Below are 22540 nucleotides of genomic sequence, written 5' to 3'. Positions count from 1 at the left end.
CCGTTACAATCGGGGCTAATTAGTAAACCTTTTTTGTCTATTTTCTTTTTTCTTTACTCTATTTTCTAAAATATGAAATCCGACATCACCATCCCAACAGTAGAAAACGTATTCCTGGCGGCAGTTCAGGAATGGAGCGATGACTTTATGGAAAAGGTTTGGTATGTTTATCTTATCAACGATTCTGACTTCGATTTAGACTCTGTAATGGTCGTTTCCAAAGCTTTTGGTACCATTGACGGGGAAATGAAAAAAACGTCGTTGCTGCGCCACGCCTTTATGCAGGTTCCGTCTGTATCTGCGGTAAAAATCGAAATGGTAGAGAAAAGCGTCCTCGAACTCAACAATGAGTTTATGGTCACTTACTTTATCGGCAGTACTTTATACGACAAGAAATTCATCTTTCGCAAAAACATGATTAACGAACACGCCACGGAAGAAGTGCCGATTTTATTTGTAAATGGCGTCGTAGTAAAATAACTACTCTTTTGTTTTCTTTCCGAAAAAAGTGGACCACTTGTTGTTTTTCGGGTCTTTCCCTTTCCAGGAAAGATAGCCAACGAAAAATATTCCTATCAGTAGATAAATTGAAATTTTTAAATAAAACTTTGGAGAGGTAAGCTCTTCTTGTATGGCATTTTGTTTTCCTTCAAAGAAAATGGTACAAAAGGTCATAAATAATCCCCAAAACAATCCAAATTTCAATTGGAATTTCCATCTTTCGCTCATCTTAATCTAATTTTTCAGTTAGTTTTTTAAATACTTTTTTAGCTTCTTTTCCTTCATACAAAACCTCGTATACTGCATCAATGATTGGCGTCTTGGCTTTGTATTCCTGGTTTAATTTATAGGCACTTTTCACAGCATAATACCCTTCGGCCACCATGCTCATTTCCATCATTGCAGCTTGAACAGTATAGCCTTTTCCAATCATGTTACCAAACATTCGGTTTCTGGAGAAGACCGAATAACCTGTCACCAATAAATCTCCCAGATAAGCCGAATTATTGATGTTCCTTTTCATCTTGTGAACTTTGCGGATAAACTTCTTCATCTCGCGAATCGCATTACTCATGATCACCGATTGGAAGTTATCTCCATACCCTAATCCATGGGCAATTCCGGCGGCTATGGCATAAATGTTTTTTAGCATTGCTGCATATTCGGTTCCGATGATGTCATCAGAAATTTTGGTTTTAATAAAATGACAGCTCAGATTCTTGGCTACAACTCTGGCTTTTTTAGCATCGGCACAGGCAATCGTCAGGTAAGACAATCTTTCAAGCGCTACTTCTTCCGCGTGACACGGACCGGTAACAACACCAATATTCTCATAAGGAATGTCATATTCTCTATGGAAATGTTCTCCAACAATCAGGAAAGTCTCCGGTACAATTCCTTTAATTGCCGAAAAAATAATTTTCCCTTTCAAATCAACTGTAAGGTTCTCCAATTCTTTGCTCAAGAATGCCGAAGGAATCGCAAATATCAAATAATCTGCATAAGCCACTGCTTCATTGATATCGGTAGTCAGTCTTAACTTTTTGATGTCAAATTCAACTGAACTCAGGTAGTTAGGATTGTGTCTTTCGGTTTTCAGATGGTCAATAGCCGATTGACTTCTCATGTACCAGGCAATTTCGTCAAGGTTTACACAGAGCATTTTAGCTATGGCCGTGGCCCAGCTTCCGCCACCAATGACTGCAAATTTTGGAGATTCACTCATGAATAATAACTTTTGGATTCCAAAAATACTCAATTTTAGACGATAATCGGGGAACTTTTTAAATTAGAAAATCCAACAAATCCCTTAACGCTATTTTTACAATAAATTCTTATTTTAATACTATTCTTATGTATTTAATAAATATATGTTTTTCATCGATTATTTTGTGCGTTTTGAAGATTATATTATATCTTAGTTATCCCAAATCTTTTATATATGAAAACAAAATTACTTTCCCTTTTTGTTGGTGCAATGACACTAACATTTGTGGCCTGTGAGAACGAAGATGTTTCACAAACAGAACAATCTCAATCCAAAAATTCCACAAACACTCAAGTCGTCAACACGGTTGGCCTGACACCATGTACGGTAGCTAATTTGATGGCCGGTCAAAATTATGATTCCGGTGATTTAAGTGTTTTCTTTGATTTAGACAATGTCTATGTCGAATACACCACAACCGGGAATTGGTATATTAGGAAAACCCATTTGTATGTTGGTAACAACCAGCTGATCCCAAGAAACAATGCCGGCAATCCTATTCCGGGACAATTTCCAATAAATAATACCCATCCTAATGGTACTCAAACTATAACTTATACCATCCCTAAAACAAGTTTACCGGAATGCTTTGCCATAGCAGCTCATGCGGAAGTTAACCGCGTACAAAACGGTATTGTAGTTCAAACTGAAACCGCTTGGGCATCAGGGATAAGATTTACCCAAAAAAGCTGGGCCACTTATTTCAATGTTTGTCAATCGGATTGCTTTGACATTGAAGATTACTACTTTGGCAAGCAATAAATAATTATATACAGACAAAAAAAAACCGTCTCTAACAGGACGGTTTTTTTATGTTTAAACAATTTCAAAAATGATTATTTGCTCAACTTCTCCGACTTATTTGTAACATTTCGACTAAATAAGGAAGCCTAATCTTGTTAAAAAAATAATTATAAAATCAATATTATTATAATCTATTTCTTATTTTATTTGTTAAATTGTGTATTTCATCGATTATTTTATGCATTTTGTAGATTAAATTTATACGTTAGCAGTCCCAAATCTACTAATAATGAATCTACAAATTATGAAAACAAAATTATTTTATCTGTTCCTTGGTGCATTCACCTTAACAATGATTTCTTGCGAAACCGAAAACAATTCGGATTCTAACACCAACAATGCTGCTTCAAAGCAAAACATTGTGGTAACCAGTACCAGTAGCGATCTGCCTGAAAATTCTCCTTGTATAACTACAACGCTCATCGCAGGGCAACGTTATAACGCCGGAGACATCAGAGTGTACTTTGACAACGATAAAGTTTACGTCGAGTATGAAACAGCCGGCAATTGGTACATCAGAAAAACCCATTTGTACATTGGTGACTGCGCATTGATTCCGGTAAACCGAAGAGGTGAACCAATTCCAGGCCATTTCCCATTTCGCGGAACACAACCAAGCGGAACACAAGTAGTGGTTTACGCTATGGACAAAGCCAATTTACCAAAATGTTTTTGCATCTCTGCACATGCTGATGTTTACCGCATGGTAAATGGTCAGGTGGTACAATCTGAAACAGCTTGGGCTCAAGGCGAACGATTTACCCAAAGCTCTTGGGGAATGTTCATGAGTGTTTGTGAAGACGATTGTCCAAACTAAATAAATTACAAAAATCTATAAAAAAGCCTTCCGATTGTGAAGGCTTTTTGTTTTGATTATTTCTTATAAAAATTATTGTGATCCACATATTCCCAAACACTATGTGGCAATAGCGGACGGATGTTCTTTTTATTTTTGATATTTTCGCGGATAAAGGTTGAGGAAATTTCGACTATCGGTGCATCAATGATATGAATTCGGGGATGATTTTTGAATTCCAAATTGTATTCGCCTTCAGAAACCCGTGGATAAATATAAATATCGTGGTGTTGTAAAATATAGTCATAGTTTTTCCATTTGTGGAACGATTTCAGATTGTCTTCGCCCATGATTAAGGAAAACTGATGCTGTGGATATTTCTCCATCAAATGCGCTAAAGTATTCACCGTATAATTGGGTTGTGGCAATTTGAATTCTATGTCAGAAGGCTTGATTTTCGGGTAATCTTCTGTGGCCAATCTGACCAAATGCAATCGCTGATAATCATCGAGTAAAGTATTCTTTTGCTTTAAAGGATTGTGTGGCGTTACAACCATCCAGATTTGCTCCAAATCGCTATGCTCAGCCAAATGATTGGCAATAATCATATGCCCAACATGTATGGGATTAAACGTTCCGAAATATAAACCAATCTTCATTTTTAAAGGGATTAGGATAAGAGAAAAGGGATAAGTAAAAATCTTATGCCTTATCCCTTTTAACTTATTTTATAAACTCTTTGACCAATTCGAAAGCTTCCGCTTTGGCCACATCCAAATCATAGTTCTTGATGATGGTATCAAATTGTGGCGCGGTAGCCAATTCTACGTGGGCTTTGGCAATACGCATATTGATTTTTTCATCGGTTTCGGTAGAGCGTTCTTTCAAACGGCGTTTGAGTTCGTCCACGCTTGGCGGTTTGACAAAAACAGCCAAAGTCTCTTCCGGAAATTTGTGTTTGATACGCAATCCGCCGGCCACATCGATATCAAAAATGACGTTTTTGCCTTTGGCCCAAATGCGTTCTACTTCGCTTTTCAAGGTACCATAAAAGTTATCGCGGTACACTTCTTCCCATTCGATAAAATCTTCGGCTTTGATGTGTTTCTTGAAATCTTCAATCGACATAAAGTAGTAATCCTTGCCATGCACTTCCTGACCACGCGGCTCTCGCGTAGCGGCTGAAATCGAGAATTCGAGATTCAATTCGGGTTGAGCTAATAAATGCCTGACTATGGTGGTTTTTCCCGAACCCGAAGGCGCTGAGAATACTAGTAATTTTCCTTTGTTCATTGTGTTGCTTGTGTTGTTTCTGCTTACAATACGTTCAAAACCTGTTCTTTGATTTTCTCTAATTCGTCTTTCATCATCACGACCAGCTTCTGCATTTCGGAATGGTTTGATTTAGAACCCATGGTATTAATTTCTCTTCCCATTTCCTGTGTGATAAAGCCTAGTTTTCTTCCATTGGCTTCCGTTCCGGCTAGGGTTTCAATGAAATAGTTCAAATGGTTTTCCAAGCGTACTTTTTCTTCCGTGATATCGTATTTCTCGAGATAAAAAATCAATTCCTGTTCGAAACGGTTGGCATCCACATTCTCTTTTAATTCGTCTAATGCTGTTCTCAATCTTGTCTTTACCGTTTCAACGCGTTCCGCATCATAGGAAACGGCATTGTTCATCAAAGTCATGATATTGGCAATACGGTGCAGGAATTCTTTTTCCAAAGCCACGCCTTCATCCTTGCGGAACTGGGCGATATTTTCCATTGCTTCATCAATCACTGTTTGGATTTGCTTCCATTCGTTTTCGTCAATTTCGTCGCGCTCTGTTTTTAAGGCATCGGGCATTCTGACGGCCATTTTCATCAATTCGGTTTCATCAGCATTCGGAATCACAGCTTTCATTTGGTTGATATAACCTTTGACAATCGGCACGTTGATTTTTGACGAAGTTTCTTCGCCGGTTACTTCAACGTATAATGAAAAATCAATTTTTCCGCGTTCCAATCGCAACGAAAGCTGGTTGCGCAAACCCAATTCCATTTCCCTGAAAACAGAAGGCATGCGTGTGTTTAAATCCAAACCTTTGCTGTTAAGCGATTTGATTTCTACGGTAATTTTTTTGGTTGGTAGTTGCAAACTCGCTTTCCCAAAACCGGTCATCGATTGTATCATAAATTCAGTAAAATGTTCTCAAAGATAAATAAAATGGTTGTGGCTTGAAAGTTATTGATTGACGGTTTTCTTCTGCAGAACCAAATAAACGCCAACAAATATCAAAACCGCCGACAGTATCTTTACCCAAGTCAGTTGGTCTTTGCCCAAACTCATCGCAAAAATGGTTGCAAAAAGCGGTTGCAGATAAATGAAAACCGCTACGGTTGTCGGCTTTAATTCGCGCATCGAAACCAGGTTAAACAGATAAGTCAAAAACGTTGTAAAAACAACCACAAAAACGATTTCCCATAGTATCATGACCGGAATAGTTTGCCATTCAATTTCCTGATATTCGCTCCAGCCAAACGGAATGACCATCAGCAAACCAAAAGCATAAATACATTTGACAAAAGTAAAAGCGTTGTATTTGTCCATCAGTTTTTTGACGATGATCAGATAAAAGGCATAAGAAACCGCATTGATAAAAACCAAAAAGTTGCCTAAAGGTGCATTGGGAGCATTGCCCATTGATTTGCCATAGAGTATCAGAAATCCGGTGCCGAAAAGTCCGAGCAGTATCCCAAAAATCTTTCGGTTTTCCATTCGCTCTTTCATGATAATGGCCGACAAGACCAAAACGATAATTGGTGTCGTAACCATAATCACCGCTGAAGCAATCGGTGAAGTATAACTCAATCCTTTAAAGAAAGTGAGCATATTTAAAGCCACACCAAAAAAAGCTGCCGCTATGATTCGAGGGAAATCATTGCGTTGTATTTTTTCTTTTGGACCAAAAAAGGAAACCAGCCAGAACAAAATCGCGGCACCAAAAACACGCAATAAAATAAATCCGTAAGGTTTGATATATGCGGGCATCACATCTTTGGCGATCGTAAACGAAACGCCATAAATCAGCGACACCATGGTCGCCGCCAATAATGCCCAGGTGCGCTTAGTCATTTGACAAATAATCAATGGCTTGTTGCACCACTTTCGGGCTGTTACCCACAAATATTTTGTCGTCGGCAACAATCACCGGACGTGACAAAAACGTATAATGTTCCAAAATATATCTTTTGAAATCGGCTTCGTTGAGTTGTTCATCCTTCAAACCCATTTCTTTGTAAAGCGTCGCTCTTCTGCTAAAAAGCGTTTCATAACTGCCGGCCAGTTGTGCCATTTCATCCAGTTGTTTTACGGTCATCGGTTCGGTTTTGATGTCCTGCAATTGAAAAGTGTCGAGTTTTGGCAGCGATTTTAAGATGCGTTGGCATGTGCTGCAGGTTTTAAGGTGGTATATTTTGCGCATAGTCTTTTTTACAAAAATAAAACATTGCGTTAAAATAGTTTTAAATTCCGGCAACAGAATTTTCAAGCCGGGAATTCTGATTACATTTGAATAAAATTTGAAATAAATGGGAACATTTACCAAAGAAATATCGATTCGCTGGTCGGACTTAGACCCGAATTATCATGTCAGACACAGCGCTTATTATGATTTTGGCGCCCAACACAGGATTGAAATCTTAGAGCAATTGGGCCTGACGTTAAAAGTAATGCAGGAGCAACATTTCGGACCGGTTTTGTTTCGGGAAGAATGTGTATTCCGCAGAGAAATCAGATTGAATAGCCGAGTTTTTATCAATACCAAAATCGGGAAAATCAAAGCCGATGCTTCGCGTTGGACGATTGTGCACGAATTGAAAAATGAGAATGATGAGCTTTTTGCAACACTTTCGGTTGATGGCGCCTGGATTGATACCCAACTTAGAAAAATTGCCAATCCAACGCCACAAGTTGCCGTTGATGTCATGAATTCTTTCCCTAAAACGAACGACTTTATACAACTATAAAAACATACCATGGAAGAAACTTTTAAACTTTGGGAAACCAACAGAAGGCATTATGCCAAACTGATTGACAACTACACTTTGGAACAATTAAACAAAATTCCGGAAGGTTTCAGCAACAATCTGGTTTGGAATTTAGGCCATATCATCGTGAGCCAACAAGGATTGGTCTATCGTCTTTCGGGCCTTCCAACCAATGTTTCTGATGAAATGAGAAACACTTATATGAATGGAACCAAACCAACCGGTAATACATCACAAGCCGAAGTAGACGAATTGAAAACGCTGCTTTTTTCACTGATGGAAAGAACCAAGGAAGATTATGCGGCCGGAAAATTTACCACTTACAACGAATACACTACCGGAACAGGGTTTCATTTGGCTTCGACCGAAGAAGCGATTCAGTTCAACAATTACCATGAAGCCTTACACATGGGTTTTATGATGAATATCCGAAAGTTTGTGTAGCGTTAATAAAATTGAAAAGAGTCTTTTCAACCGAAGAATAAAAAGTAAATTTGCGCTTTAATACATTCAAATAATGAAATTCAATACTAAAGTCATACATGGTAACCAACACCATGAAGAGGTTACCGGAGCGGTGATGCCACCGGTTTTTCAAACCTCAACTTACGCACAAACTTCACCCGGAAAACCTGTTGGTGATTACGAATATTCCCGTGCGGCCAATCCAACCCGTCAAGCTTTGGAAGACGCTTTAGCGAGCATTGAAAATGGCGCTCGTGGTTTGGCTTTTGCTTCAGGATTAGCCGCAACCGATTGTTTGTTGCGTTTGTTCAAAGCCGGTGACGAAATCATCGCGATGGACGATTTATATGGCGGAACATACCGTTTATTCACCCGTTTATACAACAACAGTGGTATCAAATTCCACTTTGTGGATATGAATGATATGAACAAATTCCAGTCGTTGATCAATGAAAATACAAAGTTGGTTTGGGTAGAAACACCAACGAATCCGTTGATGAAATTGGCTGACATTGCTGAAATTGCCAAAGTCACAAAAAAACACAACATCCTTTTTGCCGTTGACAATACATTTGCCACCCCATATTTGCAAAAACCTTTGGATTTGGGCGCTGATATTGTGATGCATTCGGCGACGAAATATTTGGGCGGACACAGTGATGTGATTGCCGGTGCTTTGATTATCAAAGACAAAACGTTGGGCGATGAATTACACTTCAAACAATTTGCCACCGGTGGAACTTTGGGTCCAATGGACAGTTTCCTTGTGTTGCGTGGAATCAAAACCCTGCATTTGCGTGTTCAAAGACATTGCGAAAACGGGGAAAAAGTGGCGCAGTTTTTAGCCAATCATCCTGAAGTGGAAAAAGTATATTATCCGGGATTGCCTGATCATCCGTTTCACGACATTGCCAAAAAGCAAATGAGCGGTTTTGGCGGCATGGTTTCCTTTACTTTCAAATCAGGAAAAAAAGAAGATGCAATTTCGTTCCTGGAAAAACTAAAAGTATTCACGTTGGCCGAATCGCTTGGCGGTGTTGAATCGTTGGCGAATCATCCGGCGTTGATGACACACGCTTCGATCCCGGAAGACAAGCGAAAAGAAATTGGGATTACCGATGATTTGGTCCGATTGAGTACTGGTGTTGAAGACATTGACGATTTGCTTGCCGATATTGAACAAGCCTTCAGATAATCTCATTTTCAACTATATAAAGCCAGAACATAAAACTTCTGGCTTTTTTTGTAAGCACACTTAAAATTATATAGATAAATTGTAGGTAAATTTGTGTTTTTTTATTCTTTTTGTGTATTTTGTCGATTATTATTGTTATTTTGGCGATTATTTAAATTTATTTACATAAGTTTATATTGTATAATTTAATATTCGTCCCCATGAAAACAATTAACCTAAAAAGTGCTTTAAAAGTATTTCTATTCTCGTTGCTACTATGCAGCGCAAATGCTTTTGCAACCACAAAATTACCAACAGAAGCAAGTTCCAATGGTCATGAATCAAAAACTTGTTTTGTAAAAAAGCCGGCTAAGATGTCTAAGGCAACTTCCAAGGCTTATCCAAAAACCTCAAAAGGTTTTGCCATGCAGTCGTCTAAGAGTAAAAAATTCTTTAAGAAATAATCAAAAACGCCAAACGTTTAGATTATTGTAAAAAAAGTCCCGATTACCTGGGACTTTTTTTATTGTTTATATTTTTTAGAATCCGTAATTCACGCCAACACCAATCACCTGACGGGTTTGGAAACCGGCAAAAGCATTGTCGTCATAAATGGTTTGGAATGCAAAATTGGTCGTCAGATATTTGTTCACTTTCATGACGATGTTCAAGGTATAATCAACATCAACGTTATAAACATCTTCCAGATAGTTGGTATATAAATTCAAAATGTTCTCTGCCGAAACATTCTCCATAATGTTAAACTTGTAATAAGCGTTTACAGCGGCTCCAAATTCGTAACGTGAAGATTCACCCATTTTTACCCCAAAAGCCGGTCCAAGATCCGTAAAATGATTGTGTACCATAATTACTTTTGAAGTTGCGGGAGCAACGTTGATTTTAAAATTATCGCTTTTCTTCCAAAGCATACCGGGACCAAACTGGGTGTAAGCCGGCGAAAAGAAGTGGGATATTTTAACCGTATTATCGGCTGGGTCAAATCCCGAATCAAACTGGGTTTTAAAGTTGAAAAAGAAAGAGTAGTACCATTCTCCGGTCGCTTTTTTTCCTAATAACGAGTTGAATTCAAATCGGTCGTCGGTTTTTTGCAAATCCTGACCATTGATTTTTGTCAAACCGTAATTGGCGTTGAGTTTGTTGTCCCAGGTCCAGGTATCGCTTTTATAGTTGAAATCGTATTTCAATCCGGCGTTTCCTGAGATACTGCTTTGTCCACCAGCCAACCAGTTGTTGAAACTCGCCTGATTCAGCAAAATCGTCGCGATGCCTTTTTTCTCCCAACCATTTGGTTTTTCTTCCTGAATTTTAGAAACCGTTTGTTCCGTTATTTTCATCAACTCTTTTTCATTAAGCTGAGCCAAAACAGTATTCATTGAAAAAAGCAATGCTGCTGACAGTAAAATCTTTTTCATCCTATTTGATTTAAAATTTTCCGCAAAGGTATTAATACCAAAGCGTAATTCAAATCAACTATTTGCCTTTTTTGAACAAAGGAACAGCTGAACAGGCTTCGCCATACATAATGCTTTTGGCGATTGGCTGGAGTTTTTGAACCGCCATGATGTAAGCGCTTTCCGGAACCGGTTTTTTGGAGCAGCCTTTGATGATAACCGGTTTGTCCTGGTATATTGAATAATCAAGCGTTGGTAAAATTTCCTGATACAAGGCAGTTTCCAAGTCATTCAGGTTTCCTGAAACTGTTTTTTGGGCGAATGGCGTCACATAAGTCGCCACTAAAATAGTCGCCCAAGCCGGAACAATCGCATCGGTTGAGCAGTAAATTGCCACAAAATGATTCTGATATTGCGTCCAATCGTGATTTTTCAACGCTTCGCGAAAGTCTTTTTCCTTGAGCAGAAAACCTTCCAAAAGCCATTGGGAAATATCGATTTGCGTTCGCGTACCGTTTGGATAATAGTCTTCCAAATCGAATACTTCGAGCACAGAATTGGCGACCCTGTTGATGATTTCTTCTTCCATTTTAAAGCATTCCCAGTTCTAACTTGGCTTCTTCACTCATCAAATCTTTGCTCCATGGCGGATCAAAAGTGATTTCCACTTCACAGGATTTAACGGTGTCTATTTTGTTGATTTTTTCTTCTACTTCACGTGGCAAAGTTTCAGCCACCGGGCAATTCGGCGAGGTTAACGTCATCAACACTTTTACTTCGTTGTCTTCATTAATCATCACATCATAGATTAAGCCCAATTCATAAATATCCACTGGGATTTCCGGGTCATAAATGCCTTTGAGCACTTTTACCACATTTTCGCCTAAGTTGATATCGTCTTTAAATTCTTCCATAGTTATTTAATTTTTAGCATTAAATGCCAAAGCATACATTTTAAGTTTTTTGATCATCGAAACCAATCCGTTAGCGCGTGTTGGCGACAAATGTTCCTTTAATCCGATTTCGTCAATAAAATCGGTGTCAGCTTCCAAAATCGCTGACGGTGTCTGATTGGAAAAAGCGCGGATTAAAATCGCAATGATTCCTTTGGTCAGAATGGCATCGCTATCGGCAGTGAAGACAATCTTGCCATCTTGCTGCTCGGCATGCACCCAAACTTTGGATTGGCAACCTTTGATAATATTGTCCTCGGTTTTGTATTGTTCTTCGATTAGCGGCAATCCTTTTCCAAGGTCAATGATGTATTCGTAGCGTTGCATCCAGTCGTCAAACATTGAGAACTCGTCAACGATTTCGTTTTGTATTTCTTTTATCGTCATTATTCTTTTTCTTTGGCCAAAGCCACAATCTTATTAACTAATTTTTCAATTTCCTTTGGTGGATGACCGTGGTCAAAATCAGTGGTTTCATAATTGTTATCCTGATAACGTATTTTCAGGTTCGCAATCGCTGCGCCATCATAAAAACGTTGTTGTGTCGGATCTTTTAATTTGGGTAGTTGTTCCAAATTGATTTTAGAGAACGCCGTTACCAATTCCTTCCAGTCGGCATCAGAAATGGCAACTTCAACCGGCAAAGCTCTTTCATCGCGGTCTCTTGAAATCGTTGCTTTTTTATTGATGATGACAATCTTTTGGTAAAACCCACGGGTGTTGGCCGTATACTGAATTGTCGTATTGGTGATTTCGTTTTGTGCTTCATTTGAACAACTCTTCGCCAGGAAAAGTGTTAGAAAAATCATGGATATTGTTTTCATATTTCTTTTTTTTAGCCCGGATAGAGCCGATAGCTCCCGATATCGGGACTAAAGGCGAAAGCCGGAAATAGCTTCTAATTTAACTCAACATCATTTGGGCCTTTTTGACCGCTTCGACCATGGCGTCAATTTCTTCTTTGGTATTGTAAAAAGCAAAACTCGCTCTTATCGTTCCCGGAATATTGAAATGATCCATAATCGGCTGGGCGCAATGATGTCCGGTGCGCACCGCTATACCTAACTTATCGATAATTGTGCCAATGTCATACGGGTGAATGCCGTTGATGTTAAACGAAATTACGGAAGTTTTTTCTTTTGCGGTACCGTAAATCTTCAATCCTTCGATTTCGAGTAATTTCCCGGTCGCATATTCAAGTAATTCATGCTCGTATTGTGCGATATTGTCAAAACCAACTTCATTCAGATAATCAATTGCGGTTCCCAGGACGATTCCATCGGCAATGTTGGGTGTTCCCGCTTCGAATTTATGTGGCAAATCGGCGTAAGTCGTTTTTTCAAAAGTCACGGTCGCAATCATTTCGCCGCCGCCTTGATAGGGTGGCAATTTGCGCAGCCAATCTTCTTTCCCATAAAGGATTCCGATTCCGGTTGGCCCACAAATTTTATGTCCCGAAAACACATAGAAATCACAATCCAAATCCTGAACATCGGGTTTGATATGTGGCGTGGCCTGCGCGCCATCGATTAGGATTGCAGCGCCAACTTCGTGCGCTTTGTCAATCATATATTTGATTGGGTTGATTGTTCCCAAAGCATTGGAAATATGATTTACCGTTACGATTTTGGTTTTAGCCGACAATAATTTGTCGTATTCCGCCATAATCAATTCGCCATTTTCATTCATCGGAATGACTTTTAGCGTCGCTCCGGTTTTCTCACAAAGCATTTGCCAGGGCACAATATTGCTGTGGTGTTCCAATGCGGAAACCAAAACCTCATCGCCGGGTTTTAAAAACGAGGCAAAACCATTGGCAATCGCGTTAATGCTGTGTGTCGTTCCCGAAGTGAATATTACTTCGTGTACGTGTTTAGCGTTGATATGAGCTTGTATTTTACCACGGGAAACTTCATAGGCATCGGTTGCCAATTGGCTTAAAGTATGCACGCCGCGGTGAATATTGGCATTGATTTCCTGGTAATATTTGGATATCGCATCAATGACCACTTGTGGTTTTTGCGATGTTGCGCCGTTATCAAAATAGACGAGCGGTTTGCCATTGACTTTTTGTGAAAGTATCGGAAAATCAGCTCTGATTTTTTGGATGTCTAACATTGTATTATTTAGAAAAATTCTAAATACAAAAGTAATAAAATTGGAACTGTTAATTTGCCAAACACGAGTTAATAATTGCTTTATTTTTTTACTTTTACTAAAGTACTATCTTTCCTTAACCGATATGAAAAAATTCCTCAAAGTCTTTGCTGTTTTATTGCTGATTGTCCTGGTTTATCTGCGCATTGAAATCTATCCGCAACTCGATTTGATTTCGGGATTTTCGGCCAAAAGTGTAGCTTCCGGGCATTTTATTGACGGCAGAAGTTTGGAAACCATTCAAAAAGGCGACAATGATATCGATAAAGTCGATTGGGCGACCAATGAAATTAACGCTGCCGGGAAGTTTGCCACTTCAAAAGTTTACGGGCTAAAAGAGCGCAAAGCCATTTACCGTGAAGGTTTGGGGGCGACCTTAATCGATGATGATTTTGATGAAACCAAACCTTATGATGTTCCGAAACGAACTTTTGTAAAGAACAATCTGCCTTATCCTTATGGCAATAACAATCCAAAAGATACTGTTTTTGACAATATTGATTACAGCAAACTAAACCATGCCGTGGAAAGTGCTTTTGACAAAGAAGGCCAGAAAGATAAACGGACACGTTCTGTTGTTGTACTCTACAAAGACCATTTGATTGCCGAAAAATATGCTCCCGGTTTTACGGCGAATTCCAAAATTCTGGGTTGGTCGATGACCAAAAGTTTGACGGCAACTTACTTTGGAATATTACAGAAACAGGGTAAAATCAATATTATGAGTCGTGCGCCGATTAAGGAATGGGTTAGTGATGCACGAAGAGATATCACAATCAACGATTTATTGCACATGAATTCCGGGTTGGAATGGGAAGAAGATTATGGCAAAATTTCCGATGTGACCAAAATGCTTTTTATCGCGGTAGACATGGCCAAACCACAAATCGACAAGCCATTAGTAGGCAAACCCAATAATAGTTGGAATTACTCCTCGGGAACGACCAATTTACTGTCCGGAATTTTGCGTAAGCAATTCAAAACGCATCAGGAATATTTGGATTTTTGGTACAGCAGTTTGTTGGATAAAATCGGGATGGAATCGGCTTTGGTAGAAACTGATATGGCAGGCAATTTTGTGGGTTCGTCCTATGGCTGGGCCACAACGCGTGATTGGGCAAAATTTGGTTTGCTTTATTTGCGAAAAGGCAATTGGAATGGCGAACAAATTTTTGATCCTAGTTGGGCCAAATATGTCGCCACGCCAACGAACGGTTCCAACGGACAATACGGTGCTCATTTTTGGTTAAACGCCGGAGGCAAATATCCAGATGTGCCAAGAGATTTGTACCACTGCAGCGGTTACCAAGGACAAATGGTGTTTATCATTCCGTCACAGGATTTGGTGATTGTACGCACCGGATTGAGTGAGGAATTTGATTGTAATGGGTTTTTGAGAGATATCGTCAAGAGTTTGAAGAAATAAATGTAAATATTTGATTATCAATGTTTTGAAAAATAATTTAAAATATTTTTGCTTTTTTTATTAACTATCAGGAATATTGTTATATATTTGCAGTGTAAGTTCTTTGAAAGTGTTTTGATAGCACAATACTAAATAGAGTTCACTTAATAGCCTTTTGGCAACCCTTTTACGGGTATGTTAACAGCAGCAATAAGACTCTGACGCGGTTGAACGTTATGATGAAAGTCATTATCGCCAACTCGAATAAGATAATTAAAGTTGTTATAATCTGTTTTCATTTTTTGAAGCAGGGGATTTTAAGCGAGTGTAAGAGAGAACATTGTTTACGTGTTTAGTATTTGGCTTTAGCGTTAGGAAGCAGGACAACGAAGTCCAATTCTAAATTTTTATACCATGAGTAGAAAAAAACGTAATCAAAACATCGATGGTTTAATCACAAGTATTGAAACCATCAAAAAGAGCCAGTGTTCTCTATCGGCAGAAGACTTAAATGTCTTAAATGAAGCAATTTCTAAACTTCAATTTCTGAAAAAGAAAAAAGGGTTAACAGACAAGCATCTTCAACAACAAGTTGTTGAAATAATTGAATTGATTAATAAATTTTTCATCTAAAACAGAAATTATGAAAACAGTAAATTTTTTTAGTAAAAAACTCCGACACTCCTTAAATTATTCCAAAATTATCATTTATGAATTTAGGTACAGTTATTAAAAATATCCGCAAACAAAAAGGGCAAACTCAATCTGAGTTTGCTACAAACTGTGGTATAACTCAAACATATCTTTCTCAAATTGAAAGTAATTTGAAAGAACCTAATCTTTCGACTTTAAAGGATATTAGTCTAAATTTAGACATTCCCTTGCCAATTTTATTTTTCCTTTCTTTAGACGAAGCAGACATTGATCCAAACAAAAGAAAGGCTTTTGAGATTATTAATCCATCCGTAAAATCTTTGGTAAGTGAATTCTTTGCAGTTTAAAAAGTCTCAATTAAAATTCTTTTGTTCTAAGATTGGCTTTGACACAAAAACAGTTGAAAATATATTAAACAATGTTGACAACTATTTTTATGAAAAACCTCCTGAATATAAGGAAGACAAGATTAATGGTGGATATAAGAAATATAAGGATGGAACTTTAAAAGTTAGAATTATAAGACCATCTAAAGGAAAACTTAAAGTTATTCAAAAACAAATCAAGAGCAGGATTTTAGACGAAATATTACTACCTGATAATGTTCATGGCGGAGTTAGAAGAAGAAGCAATATAACAAATGCTAAACCTCATCAGGGAAAGAAATTCCAGTTTACAACCGATTTACAAAATTTCTATCCATCAATAAAAAGCAAAATGGTATACGATTGTTGCCTTAAACTTGGTTTTAGCAATCATTTTGCTTCGACATTAACTAAACTTATAACTTGGAAAGGCGAAGTTCCTCAGGGCGCTCCAACAAGTACTGCGATATCAAATTTAGTATTTCTCAAAACCGACATAGAATTAATTGAATATTGCAATAAAAACCATTTGACTTATACTAGGTATATAGATGATTTAACATTTTCTTCTCCAGTAGATTTCAGAGATAAATTGCCGGAATTATTAATAATAATCAAAAAAACTGGTTTCAATTTTAGTTACCGAAAAACTCTTTATAACGGAAAACAAAATATAACAGGGATTGATGTTTTAAACAACAAAATTAGTGCTCCAAAAAAGTTGAAAGAAAAAGCAAAAGGCGAAAAGTATAAAAATATGGCTTTTAATCCAGTTCAAAATTATATTGACCAAATAGAGAAAACAAACATTAAAAAGAAAAAAGAAAATGGCTAGGTTGTTAGCCCCGATTGTAATGAAAATAAAAAATGCTTCCTGATTGGGAAGCATTTTTTATTGTAGTGAAAAGCGGGAAAATGGACACCAAAAATGCCCAAACCATTCGCTCCTAATTTTATAAATTAAACCCTAAATTCACGCCCAATTTCATCGCGATGATTTTGGTAATGCGCTTTTTCAATTCCGGGATTTTGATGCTTTCAATCACTTCGTTGGAGAAGGCATACATCAATAATGCTTTCGCTTCTTTCTTCGGAATTCCTCGGGATTGCATGTAAAACATGGCCGTTTCGTCCAATTGTCCAATCGTGCAACCGTGTGAACATTTTACGTCATCGGCAAAAATTTCCAATTGTGGCTTGGCATTAATCGTCGCTTTTTCGCTCAACAAAATGTTGTTGTTTTGCTGGAAAGCATCGGTTTTCTGCGCTTCTCTTTCTACATAAATCTTACCGTTGAAAACGCCGGTTGAACTGTCGGCCAAAATGGTTTTATAGTTCTGGTGGCTTTCACAGTTGGGCGTCGCATGGTTTACCAAAGTATAGTGATCTACGTGTTGCTTGTCGCCAATGATGGTTATGCCTTTTAAGGTCGAATCGATTCTTTCACCAAAATGGTAAAAATTCAGGTTGTTTCTCGTGATGTTGCCACCAAATGAAAACGTATGCACCGAAACGCGGCTTTCCTGTTTTTGGGAAATATAAGTATTGTCAATCAGGTTGGCTGACTGCAGGTCGTTTTGAATTTTATAGTAATCCGCAATCGCACGCTTTTGGGCAAAAATCTCGGTCACCGAATTGGTCAATACCGGATTTTCGTTCAGCGATTGGTGTCTTTCGATGATTTGAACGTGTGCATTTTCACCCACGATGATCAGGTTTCTCGGTTGCACCATCAACGCATCTTCCTGTCCGGTCGAAAAATAAATGATTTCTATTGGCTTTTCAACAACTTTGCTTTTTGGAATATTGATATACGCACCTTCGCTGGCGAAAGCGGTGTTCAATGTCGTCAAGCTTTCTTCTTTGCTGGCGATTTTGTTGAAATACTCATCGATCACCATTTTGTATTTGGGTTTGTTCAAAGCCGATGACATCAAACAAACATCCAATCCGTCATGCGTCGTAGCCGATAAAAAGGAAGAGAATTTTCCATCCACAAAAATCACTTTGTGCGTATCGATTTCGTGCATGAAGTATTTTTTTACATCCGCAAATTCGATGGCATTTTCGTGTTTTGGGAATACCGAATAGTCATTTTTCAGGATGGCATTCAGCGAAGTGTATTTCCAGGCTTCCTCTTTTTTGGTTGGAAAACCTTTATTTTCAAAGTTTTTTATAGCCGATGTACGAACATCATGAAGTTCGCAGTGAACATCAATATGCTCTTCGAAAGCCATAAAAGACGAGATCAATTTTTCTTTCAATTCCATTATGCTTCCTGTTCTTGTTTAATCCAGTCGTATCCTTTTTCTTCGAGCTCAAGTGCCAATGAAGCATCACCCGATTTTACAATTTTTCCGTCCATTAAAACGTGGACAAAATCGGGAATGATATAATCTAACAAACGTTGGTAGTGTGTAATCACCAACACCGCGTTGTTTTCGTTTTTAAGCTTATTTACACCGTTGGCCACTATACGAAGCGCGTCGATATCCAAACCTGAATCGGTTTCGTCCAGAATCGCCAATTTTGGCTCCAGCATGGCCATTTGGAAGATTTCGTTACGTTTCTTTTCACCACCCGAAAAACCTTCGTTTAACGAACGCGATAAAAACTTGCGGTCGATTTCCAATAATTCAGATTTTTCACGAATCAATTTCAACATTTCATTTGCCGGCATTTCCTCTTTTCCATTGGCTTTTCGGCTTTCGTTGATGGCGGTTTTCATAAAGTTGGTCACCGAAACACCCGGAATTTCCACCGGATACTGGAACGAAAGGAAAACCCCTTTGTGCGCTCTTTCTTCGGGCGCCAATTCTGAAATATCTTCGTTTTCCAACAAGATTTCACCTTCGGTTACTTCGTAATTTTCGTTTCCGGCTATGATGGAAGAAAGTGTACTTTTCCCGGCACCGTTTGGTCCCATAATCGCGTGCACTTCTCCGGCTTTTATTTCAAGGTTGATGCCTTTTAATATTTCTTTGTCTTCAACTGAAGCGTGTAAATTTTTAATTGATAACATAAATTTGATGATTTGAAAATTTGAAAATTTGATGATGTTACTTACTCATTTTCTCAATTCTAATTTTCTATATTGTTGTTTTTAAATTATTACTCTTAAGTCAACTTGAAATCATTTTCAAATCTCCAAATTGACACATTTTGCTTCGCCTGTTCGCTTTTCAAGCTCGAGTCAAATTAACCTACTGAACCTTCAAGCGAAATCTCCAGTAATTTTTGAGCTTCCACGGCAAACTCCATCGGCAGTTTGTTCAAAACGTCTTTACTGAAACCGTTTACGATTAACGCAATGGCTTTTTCAGTTGGGATTCCGCGTTGGTTGCAATAGAAAACCTGGTCTTCCCCGATTTTTGAAGTCGTCGCTTCGTGCTCTATTTTGGCGGTAGAATTTTTGCTTTCGATGTATGGAAAGGTATGCGCGCCACAATTATTTCCCATCAACAATGAGTCACATTGCGAGAAGTTACGAGCGTTTTCAGCTCTGGCGCCTATTTGTACCAAACCTCTGTAACTGTTGTTTGATTTTCCGGCAGAAATACCTTTGGAAATGATAGTCGATCTGGTGTTTTTACCCAAATGCACCATTTTGGTTCCGGTATCGGCTTGTTGGAAATTATTGGTCACCGCAATCGAATAAAATTCCCCGATGGAGTTATCTCCTTTCAGCACACATGACGGATATTTCCAGGTCACTGCCGAACCGGTTTCTACTTGTGTCCACGAAATTTTTGCGTTTTTCTCACACAAACCTCTTTTGGTTACGAAGTTGAAAACTCCACCTTTTCCTTCTTTATTTCCGGGATACCAGTTTTGAACGGTAGAATATTTGATTTCGGCATCGTCTAAAGCGATAAGTTCTACCACGGCTGCGTGCAATTGATTTTCATCACGGCTTGGCGCAGTACAACCTTCGAGATACGAAACATAACTGCCTTCATCGGCAATCACCAAGGTTCTTTCAAACTGACCTGTTCCGGCTTGGTTGATACGGAAATAGGTTGATAATTCCATCGGACATTTAACGCCTTTTGGAATATAACAGAACGAACCGTCTGAGAAAACAGCCGAGTTCAACGCCGCATAGAAGTTGTCTCTTTGTGGCACAACCGTTCCTAAATATTTTTGAACCAATTCAGGATGTTCTTTTATCGCTTCAGAAATCGGGCAAAAAATAATGCCTTTTTCTGCTAATGTTTTTTTGAATGTTGTGGCTACCGAAACCGAATCGACTACAATATCCATCGCGACATTGTTCATCATTTTTTGTTCGTCGATAGAAATCCCCAACTTTTTGTACATCGCCAAAAGTTCAGGATCAACATCGTCTAAGGTTTTATTCGGATCTACCTGTTTTGGCGCTGAATAATAGGAAATCGCCTGAAAATCGGGTTTTTGATAATGCACATTCGCCCATTCCGGCTCAATCATTTCCTTCCAGGCACGAAAAGCTTCGATACGCCAATCGGTCATCCATTGCGGTTCTTCCTTTTTCATGGAAATCGCACGCACAATGTCTTCGTTTAAGCCAATAGGAAACGTATCAGATTCTATATTGGTATAAAATCCATACTCGTACTCCTTGTTTTCGAGTTCAATTTTTAAATCGTCTTCGGTGTATTTTGACATTTTGCTTGTTTAAAATTATAGTGAAAACGACTCTCCGCAACCACAGGTTCTGGAAGCGTTCGGATTGTTAAATACAAATCCTTTTCCGTTTAGTCCGCCTGAAAATTCCAAAATGGTTCCGGCTAAGTATAAAAATGATTTTTTTTCAACGGCAATTTTCACATGGTTGTCTTCAAAGACTTTGTCGTTTTCGCCCAGTTCTTTGTCGAATTTTAATTCATAGGACAAACCAGAGCAACCGCCACTTTTTACGCCTACTCGCACGTAATCTTTGGCAGCATCGAAACCGTCATCTTTCATCATATCGATGATTTTTTTGCTTGCTGTATCTGAAACTTTGATCATAGCTATTTTGATTTTGTCTAAATAAAGGGCAAAGTTAAGACAAATATCTTTTTTTTCGGCATTACTAAGCATTTTTATAACTAATTTAAGAATAGAAAAAAATGATTTTGGGGATTTAAAAGCAGCTTATTTTTAGTAATTTGCAAACCATTTCCAATATTAACCGAAGAATATTCAACAAATGAAAGTATATCCTATAGAAGCCGGAAATTTTAAGCTCGATGGTGGTGCCATGTTTGGTGTCGTTCCAAAAACCATTTGGAGTAAGACAAATCCGGCGGATGATAATAATCTAATTGACATTGCGGCACGCTGTATGCTCATTGAAAACGGCAACCGTTTAATCCTGATTGATACCGGAATGGGGAACAAACAATCGGAAAAGTTTTTTAGTTATTATTCGCTTTGGGGAAGCCATTCTTTAGATGGTTCTTTGGCTAAATATGGTTTTCATCGTGATGACATTACCGATGTTTTTATGACCCATTTACACTTTGACCATTGTGGCGGAAGTGTAAATTGGAACGCCGCTAAAACCGGTTATGAAGTCGCTTTTAAAAATGCGAAATTCTGGACCAATGACAACCATTGGGAATGGGCAACCAAACCTAATCAAAGAGAAAAAGCTTCTTTTCTTTCGGAAAATATTTTGCCAATGCAGGAAAGTGGACAATTGAACTTTATCAAAAGACCGGATGGTGATTTTGGGTTTTCGGATGAATTGGGATTCGGGATTTTTTATGTTGACGGTCACACCGAAAAAATGATGATACCACATATTCAGTATCAAAACAAAACCATTGTTTTTTGTGCGGATTTGATTCCGACTGCAGGACATTTGCCTTTGCCTTATGTCATGGGTTATGACACACGACCATTGTTAACCATGCCTGAAAAATCAAAATTTCTTCATGCGGCAGTGGAAAACAACTACTATCTTTGGCTTGAGCATGATGCCCATAACCAAATCATCACGGTTGAAAATACTGAAAAAGGCATTCGCCTAAAGGATGTTTTCAAAGTGGAAGAGATACTATAATTTAAGAAATCGGTATGGAAAATTTAAATTCAGTCATATTTTACAGTATTGAGGAAGCCATCAAAACCTATAGGATGTACGCTCAAAAACAATTAAAAATCAATCATTTGAAAATAACGATTGATCAGTGGTTGGTTTTAAAATGCCTGAAGGAAAATCCGAAAGCCACCCAAATTGAATTGGCCGAAAAAGTCTTTAAAGACAATGCTTCCATCACCCGAATCATAGAACTATTGGTTCGAGCCAACTTTTTGCAAAGACAAGTCAACCAAACCGACCGAAGAAAATTTGACCTAAAAATTACAGCTTCGGGAGAGAAAATCCTTGATGATGTTTATGAAATTGTCCTTAGAAACAGGGCAAAAGCCCTAGAAAACATCACTGCCGAAGAGATTGAAACCGTTAATGTGGTTTTAAAAAAAATCAGCACCAACTGTAAAAAATAAATCCTTTAACATAAAGTTGTGTAACAAAAGAATAATTTTAAATACATATTTGACATATCAATGATTGACAAGTTAAA

General features: G+C 38.2%; 30 protein-coding genes. 13 read left to right on the top strand and 17 right to left on the bottom strand.

Annotated features, from left to right (window positions below):
* Window positions 1–72 precede the first annotated feature (72 nt).
* Window positions 73–480, top strand: coding sequence for a hypothetical protein (locus P1K33_RS01490; RefSeq protein WP_284651074.1), 408 nt, complete (start codon window positions 73–75; stop codon window positions 478–480).
* On the opposite strand, the gene P1K33_RS01485 is transcribed toward P1K33_RS01490, so the two are convergent.
* Both P1K33_RS01485 and P1K33_RS01480 read right to left on the bottom strand, forming a co-directional pair.
* Window positions 481–729 carry a hypothetical protein gene (locus tag P1K33_RS01485; protein ID WP_284651073.1) on the bottom strand — a complete coding sequence of 83 codons (249 nt, stop codon included), beginning with the start codon at window positions 727–729 and terminating at the stop codon, window positions 481–483. It lies immediately after the preceding gene.
* A gap of 1 nt (window position 730) precedes the next feature.
* Window positions 731–1726, bottom strand: a complete 996-nt coding sequence (locus P1K33_RS01480; RefSeq protein ID WP_284651072.1) for an NAD(P)H-dependent glycerol-3-phosphate dehydrogenase — start codon at window positions 1724–1726, stop codon at window positions 731–733.
* 216 nt (window positions 1727–1942) lie between these two features.
* Between P1K33_RS01480 and P1K33_RS01475 the strand changes: the two genes are divergently transcribed.
* Window positions 1943–2530, top strand: a complete 588-nt coding sequence (locus P1K33_RS01475; protein ID WP_284651071.1) for a hypothetical protein — start codon at window positions 1943–1945, stop codon at window positions 2528–2530.
* 286 nt (window positions 2531–2816) lie between these two features.
* Window positions 2817–3389 carry a hypothetical protein gene (locus P1K33_RS01470; RefSeq protein WP_284651070.1) on the top strand — a complete coding sequence of 191 codons (573 nt, stop codon included), beginning with the start codon at window positions 2817–2819 and terminating at the stop codon, window positions 3387–3389.
* A gap of 56 nt (window positions 3390–3445) precedes the next feature.
* Here P1K33_RS01470 and nadD read toward each other — a convergent pair whose 3' ends face one another.
* From nadD to P1K33_RS01445, 5 genes are all read right to left on the bottom strand, one after another.
* The gene (gene nadD, locus P1K33_RS01465; RefSeq protein WP_284651069.1) at window positions 3446–4027 is read right to left on the bottom strand and encodes a nicotinate (nicotinamide) nucleotide adenylyltransferase; all 582 of its coding nucleotides are present in this window, start codon (window positions 4025–4027) and stop codon (window positions 3446–3448) included.
* 64 nt (window positions 4028–4091) lie between these two features.
* The gene (gene gmk / locus P1K33_RS01460; protein ID WP_284651068.1) at window positions 4092–4661 is read right to left on the bottom strand and encodes a guanylate kinase; all 570 of its coding nucleotides are present in this window, start codon (window positions 4659–4661) and stop codon (window positions 4092–4094) included.
* A 23-nt stretch (window positions 4662–4684) separates the two neighbouring features.
* Complete coding sequence (locus tag P1K33_RS01455) at window positions 4685–5545, bottom strand: YicC/YloC family endoribonuclease (RefSeq protein WP_284651067.1); 861 nt, start codon at window positions 5543–5545, stop codon at window positions 4685–4687.
* A gap of 51 nt (window positions 5546–5596) precedes the next feature.
* Window positions 5597–6487 carry a DMT family transporter gene (locus P1K33_RS01450; RefSeq protein WP_284651066.1) on the bottom strand — a complete coding sequence of 297 codons (891 nt, stop codon included), beginning with the start codon at window positions 6485–6487 and terminating at the stop codon, window positions 5597–5599.
* Window positions 6480–6836, bottom strand: coding sequence for an arsenate reductase family protein (locus P1K33_RS01445; RefSeq protein ID WP_284651065.1), 357 nt, complete (start codon window positions 6834–6836; stop codon window positions 6480–6482). The genes P1K33_RS01450 and P1K33_RS01445 overlap by 8 nt, the downstream gene beginning before the upstream one ends.
* A 106-nt stretch (window positions 6837–6942) precedes the next feature.
* On the opposite strand from P1K33_RS01445, the gene P1K33_RS01440 reads away from it, so the two are divergent.
* From P1K33_RS01440 to P1K33_RS01425, 4 genes are all read left to right on the top strand, one after another.
* The gene (locus tag P1K33_RS01440) at window positions 6943–7380 is read left to right on the top strand and encodes an acyl-CoA thioesterase (RefSeq protein ID WP_284651064.1); all 438 of its coding nucleotides are present in this window, start codon (window positions 6943–6945) and stop codon (window positions 7378–7380) included.
* Window positions 7381–7389: 9 nt separating this feature from the next.
* Complete coding sequence (locus tag P1K33_RS01435; RefSeq protein ID WP_284651063.1) at window positions 7390–7845, top strand: DinB family protein; 456 nt, start codon at window positions 7390–7392, stop codon at window positions 7843–7845.
* 73 nt (window positions 7846–7918) lie between these two features.
* Window positions 7919–9061 (top strand): cystathionine gamma-synthase, encoded by a 1143-nt coding sequence (locus P1K33_RS01430; RefSeq protein WP_284651062.1) that lies wholly within the window; start codon window positions 7919–7921, stop codon window positions 9059–9061.
* A 200-nt stretch (window positions 9062–9261) separates the two neighbouring features.
* Entirely contained in the window at window positions 9262–9504 is a 243-nt protein-coding gene (locus P1K33_RS01425) for a hypothetical protein (protein WP_284651061.1), read from the top strand.
* 75 nt (window positions 9505–9579) lie between these two features.
* On the opposite strand, the gene P1K33_RS01420 is transcribed toward P1K33_RS01425, so the two are convergent.
* From P1K33_RS01420 to P1K33_RS01395, 6 genes are all read right to left on the bottom strand, one after another.
* Window positions 9580–10473, bottom strand: coding sequence for a DUF3078 domain-containing protein (locus tag P1K33_RS01420; protein ID WP_284651060.1), 894 nt, complete (start codon window positions 10471–10473; stop codon window positions 9580–9582).
* Between the two features lie 58 nt (window positions 10474–10531).
* Window positions 10532–11041, bottom strand: coding sequence for a DUF2480 family protein (locus tag P1K33_RS01415; RefSeq protein WP_284651059.1), 510 nt, complete (start codon window positions 11039–11041; stop codon window positions 10532–10534).
* Window position 11042: 1 nt separating this feature from the next.
* On the bottom strand, window positions 11043–11366 hold the full coding sequence (locus P1K33_RS01410; RefSeq protein ID WP_284651058.1) for an SUF system Fe-S cluster assembly protein: 324 nt from the start codon (window positions 11364–11366) through the stop codon (window positions 11043–11045).
* Between the two features lie 6 nt (window positions 11367–11372).
* Window positions 11373–11792 (bottom strand): SufE family protein, encoded by a 420-nt coding sequence (locus tag P1K33_RS01405; protein ID WP_284651057.1) that lies wholly within the window; start codon window positions 11790–11792, stop codon window positions 11373–11375.
* Window positions 11792–12229 (bottom strand): hypothetical protein, encoded by a 438-nt coding sequence (locus P1K33_RS01400; protein WP_284651056.1) that lies wholly within the window; start codon window positions 12227–12229, stop codon window positions 11792–11794. Before P1K33_RS01400 ends, P1K33_RS01405 begins: the two co-directional genes overlap by 1 nt.
* 79 nt (window positions 12230–12308) lie before the next feature.
* The gene (locus P1K33_RS01395; protein ID WP_284651055.1) at window positions 12309–13523 is read right to left on the bottom strand and encodes an aminotransferase class V-fold PLP-dependent enzyme; all 1215 of its coding nucleotides are present in this window, start codon (window positions 13521–13523) and stop codon (window positions 12309–12311) included.
* Window positions 13524–13647: 124 nt separating this feature from the next.
* On the opposite strand from P1K33_RS01395, the gene P1K33_RS01390 reads away from it, so the two are divergent.
* From P1K33_RS01390 to P1K33_RS01375, 4 genes are all read left to right on the top strand, one after another.
* Window positions 13648–14988 carry a serine hydrolase domain-containing protein gene (locus P1K33_RS01390; RefSeq protein ID WP_284651054.1) on the top strand — a complete coding sequence of 447 codons (1341 nt, stop codon included), beginning with the start codon at window positions 13648–13650 and terminating at the stop codon, window positions 14986–14988.
* A 393-nt stretch (window positions 14989–15381) separates the two neighbouring features.
* Entirely contained in the window at window positions 15382–15600 is a 219-nt protein-coding gene (locus P1K33_RS01385) for a hypothetical protein (RefSeq protein WP_284651053.1), read from the top strand.
* 77 nt (window positions 15601–15677) lie between these two features.
* On the top strand, window positions 15678–15968 hold the full coding sequence (locus tag P1K33_RS01380) for a helix-turn-helix domain-containing protein (RefSeq protein WP_284651052.1): 291 nt from the start codon (window positions 15678–15680) through the stop codon (window positions 15966–15968).
* Entirely contained in the window at window positions 15949–16821 is an 873-nt protein-coding gene (locus P1K33_RS01375; protein WP_284651051.1) for a reverse transcriptase family protein, read from the top strand. The genes P1K33_RS01380 and P1K33_RS01375 overlap by 20 nt, the downstream gene beginning before the upstream one ends.
* A gap of 118 nt (window positions 16822–16939) precedes the next feature.
* Here P1K33_RS01375 and sufD read toward each other — a convergent pair whose 3' ends face one another.
* From sufD to P1K33_RS01355, 4 genes are all read right to left on the bottom strand, one after another.
* Entirely contained in the window at window positions 16940–18256 is a 1317-nt protein-coding gene (sufD, locus tag P1K33_RS01370; RefSeq protein WP_284651050.1) for a Fe-S cluster assembly protein SufD, read from the bottom strand.
* Window positions 18256–19008 carry a Fe-S cluster assembly ATPase SufC gene (gene sufC / locus P1K33_RS01365; RefSeq protein WP_284651049.1) on the bottom strand — a complete coding sequence of 251 codons (753 nt, stop codon included), beginning with the start codon at window positions 19006–19008 and terminating at the stop codon, window positions 18256–18258. The genes sufD and sufC overlap by 1 nt, the downstream gene beginning before the upstream one ends.
* A 176-nt stretch (window positions 19009–19184) precedes the next feature.
* The gene (gene sufB, locus P1K33_RS01360; protein ID WP_284651048.1) at window positions 19185–20633 is read right to left on the bottom strand and encodes a Fe-S cluster assembly protein SufB; all 1449 of its coding nucleotides are present in this window, start codon (window positions 20631–20633) and stop codon (window positions 19185–19187) included.
* Between the two features lie 15 nt (window positions 20634–20648).
* Window positions 20649–20978 carry a HesB/IscA family protein gene (locus P1K33_RS01355; protein ID WP_264519987.1) on the bottom strand — a complete coding sequence of 110 codons (330 nt, stop codon included), beginning with the start codon at window positions 20976–20978 and terminating at the stop codon, window positions 20649–20651.
* Window positions 20979–21159: 181 nt separating this feature from the next.
* On the opposite strand from P1K33_RS01355, the gene P1K33_RS01350 reads away from it, so the two are divergent.
* Together P1K33_RS01350 and P1K33_RS01345 are read left to right on the top strand one after the other, a co-directional pair.
* Window positions 21160–22017 (top strand): MBL fold metallo-hydrolase, encoded by an 858-nt coding sequence (locus P1K33_RS01350; protein ID WP_284651047.1) that lies wholly within the window; start codon window positions 21160–21162, stop codon window positions 22015–22017.
* Between the two features lie 14 nt (window positions 22018–22031).
* Window positions 22032–22463, top strand: a complete 432-nt coding sequence (locus P1K33_RS01345) for a MarR family winged helix-turn-helix transcriptional regulator (protein WP_284651046.1) — start codon at window positions 22032–22034, stop codon at window positions 22461–22463.
* Window positions 22464–22540: the final 77 nt, after the last annotated feature.

It is taken from the genome of Flavobacterium terrisoli, assembly GCF_030167905.1.
Classification (GTDB): Bacteria; Bacteroidota; Bacteroidia; order Flavobacteriales; family Flavobacteriaceae; genus Flavobacterium; species Flavobacterium terrisoli.
This window is presented reverse-complemented; position numbering and strand designations above follow the sequence as displayed.

What these genes read in the sequence shown, in the direction of transcription:
- P1K33_RS01490 (WP_284651074.1), top strand. Translation starts at nt 73, where the DNA reads ATGAAATCCGACATCACCATCCCAACAGTAGAAAACGTATTCCTGGCG.
- P1K33_RS01485 (WP_284651073.1), bottom strand. Translation starts at nt 729, where the DNA reads ATGAGCGAAAGATGGAAATTCCAATTGAAATTTGGATTGTTTTGGGGA.
- P1K33_RS01480 (WP_284651072.1), bottom strand. Translation starts at nt 1,726, where the DNA reads ATGAGTGAATCTCCAAAATTTGCAGTCATTGGTGGCGGAAGCTGGGCC.
- P1K33_RS01475 (WP_284651071.1), top strand. Translation starts at nt 1,943, where the DNA reads ATGAAAACAAAATTACTTTCCCTTTTTGTTGGTGCAATGACACTAACA.
- P1K33_RS01470 (WP_284651070.1), top strand. Translation starts at nt 2,817, where the DNA reads ATGAAAACAAAATTATTTTATCTGTTCCTTGGTGCATTCACCTTAACA.
- nadD (WP_284651069.1), bottom strand. Translation starts at nt 4,027, where the DNA reads ATGAAGATTGGTTTATATTTCGGAACGTTTAATCCCATACATGTTGGG.
- gmk (WP_284651068.1), bottom strand. Translation starts at nt 4,661, where the DNA reads ATGAACAAAGGAAAATTACTAGTATTCTCAGCGCCTTCGGGTTCGGGA.
- P1K33_RS01455 (WP_284651067.1), bottom strand. Translation starts at nt 5,545, where the DNA reads ATGATACAATCGATGACCGGTTTTGGGAAAGCGAGTTTGCAACTACCA.
- P1K33_RS01450 (WP_284651066.1), bottom strand. Translation starts at nt 6,487, where the DNA reads ATGACTAAGCGCACCTGGGCATTATTGGCGGCGACCATGGTGTCGCTG.
- P1K33_RS01445 (WP_284651065.1), bottom strand. Translation starts at nt 6,836, where the DNA reads ATGCGCAAAATATACCACCTTAAAACCTGCAGCACATGCCAACGCATC.
- P1K33_RS01440 (WP_284651064.1), top strand. Translation starts at nt 6,943, where the DNA reads ATGGGAACATTTACCAAAGAAATATCGATTCGCTGGTCGGACTTAGAC.
- P1K33_RS01435 (WP_284651063.1), top strand. Translation starts at nt 7,390, where the DNA reads ATGGAAGAAACTTTTAAACTTTGGGAAACCAACAGAAGGCATTATGCC.
- P1K33_RS01430 (WP_284651062.1), top strand. Translation starts at nt 7,919, where the DNA reads ATGAAATTCAATACTAAAGTCATACATGGTAACCAACACCATGAAGAG.
- P1K33_RS01425 (WP_284651061.1), top strand. Translation starts at nt 9,262, where the DNA reads ATGAAAACAATTAACCTAAAAAGTGCTTTAAAAGTATTTCTATTCTCG.
- P1K33_RS01420 (WP_284651060.1), bottom strand. Translation starts at nt 10,473, where the DNA reads ATGAAAAAGATTTTACTGTCAGCAGCATTGCTTTTTTCAATGAATACT.
- P1K33_RS01415 (WP_284651059.1), bottom strand. Translation starts at nt 11,041, where the DNA reads ATGGAAGAAGAAATCATCAACAGGGTCGCCAATTCTGTGCTCGAAGTA.
- P1K33_RS01410 (WP_284651058.1), bottom strand. Translation starts at nt 11,366, where the DNA reads ATGGAAGAATTTAAAGACGATATCAACTTAGGCGAAAATGTGGTAAAA.
- P1K33_RS01405 (WP_284651057.1), bottom strand. Translation starts at nt 11,792, where the DNA reads ATGACGATAAAAGAAATACAAAACGAAATCGTTGACGAGTTCTCAATG.
- P1K33_RS01400 (WP_284651056.1), bottom strand. Translation starts at nt 12,229, where the DNA reads ATGAAAACAATATCCATGATTTTTCTAACACTTTTCCTGGCGAAGAGT.
- P1K33_RS01395 (WP_284651055.1), bottom strand. Translation starts at nt 13,523, where the DNA reads ATGTTAGACATCCAAAAAATCAGAGCTGATTTTCCGATACTTTCACAA.
- P1K33_RS01390 (WP_284651054.1), top strand. Translation starts at nt 13,648, where the DNA reads ATGAAAAAATTCCTCAAAGTCTTTGCTGTTTTATTGCTGATTGTCCTG.
- P1K33_RS01385 (WP_284651053.1), top strand. Translation starts at nt 15,382, where the DNA reads ATGAGTAGAAAAAAACGTAATCAAAACATCGATGGTTTAATCACAAGT.
- P1K33_RS01380 (WP_284651052.1), top strand. Translation starts at nt 15,678, where the DNA reads ATGAATTTAGGTACAGTTATTAAAAATATCCGCAAACAAAAAGGGCAA.
- sufD (WP_284651050.1), bottom strand. Translation starts at nt 18,256, where the DNA reads ATGGAATTGAAAGAAAAATTGATCTCGTCTTTTATGGCTTTCGAAGAG.
- sufC (WP_284651049.1), bottom strand. Translation starts at nt 19,008, where the DNA reads ATGTTATCAATTAAAAATTTACACGCTTCAGTTGAAGACAAAGAAATA.
- sufB (WP_284651048.1), bottom strand. Translation starts at nt 20,633, where the DNA reads ATGTCAAAATACACCGAAGACGATTTAAAAATTGAACTCGAAAACAAG.
- P1K33_RS01355 (WP_264519987.1), bottom strand. Translation starts at nt 20,978, where the DNA reads ATGATCAAAGTTTCAGATACAGCAAGCAAAAAAATCATCGATATGATG.
- P1K33_RS01350 (WP_284651047.1), top strand. Translation starts at nt 21,160, where the DNA reads ATGAAAGTATATCCTATAGAAGCCGGAAATTTTAAGCTCGATGGTGGT.
- P1K33_RS01345 (WP_284651046.1), top strand. Translation starts at nt 22,032, where the DNA reads ATGGAAAATTTAAATTCAGTCATATTTTACAGTATTGAGGAAGCCATC.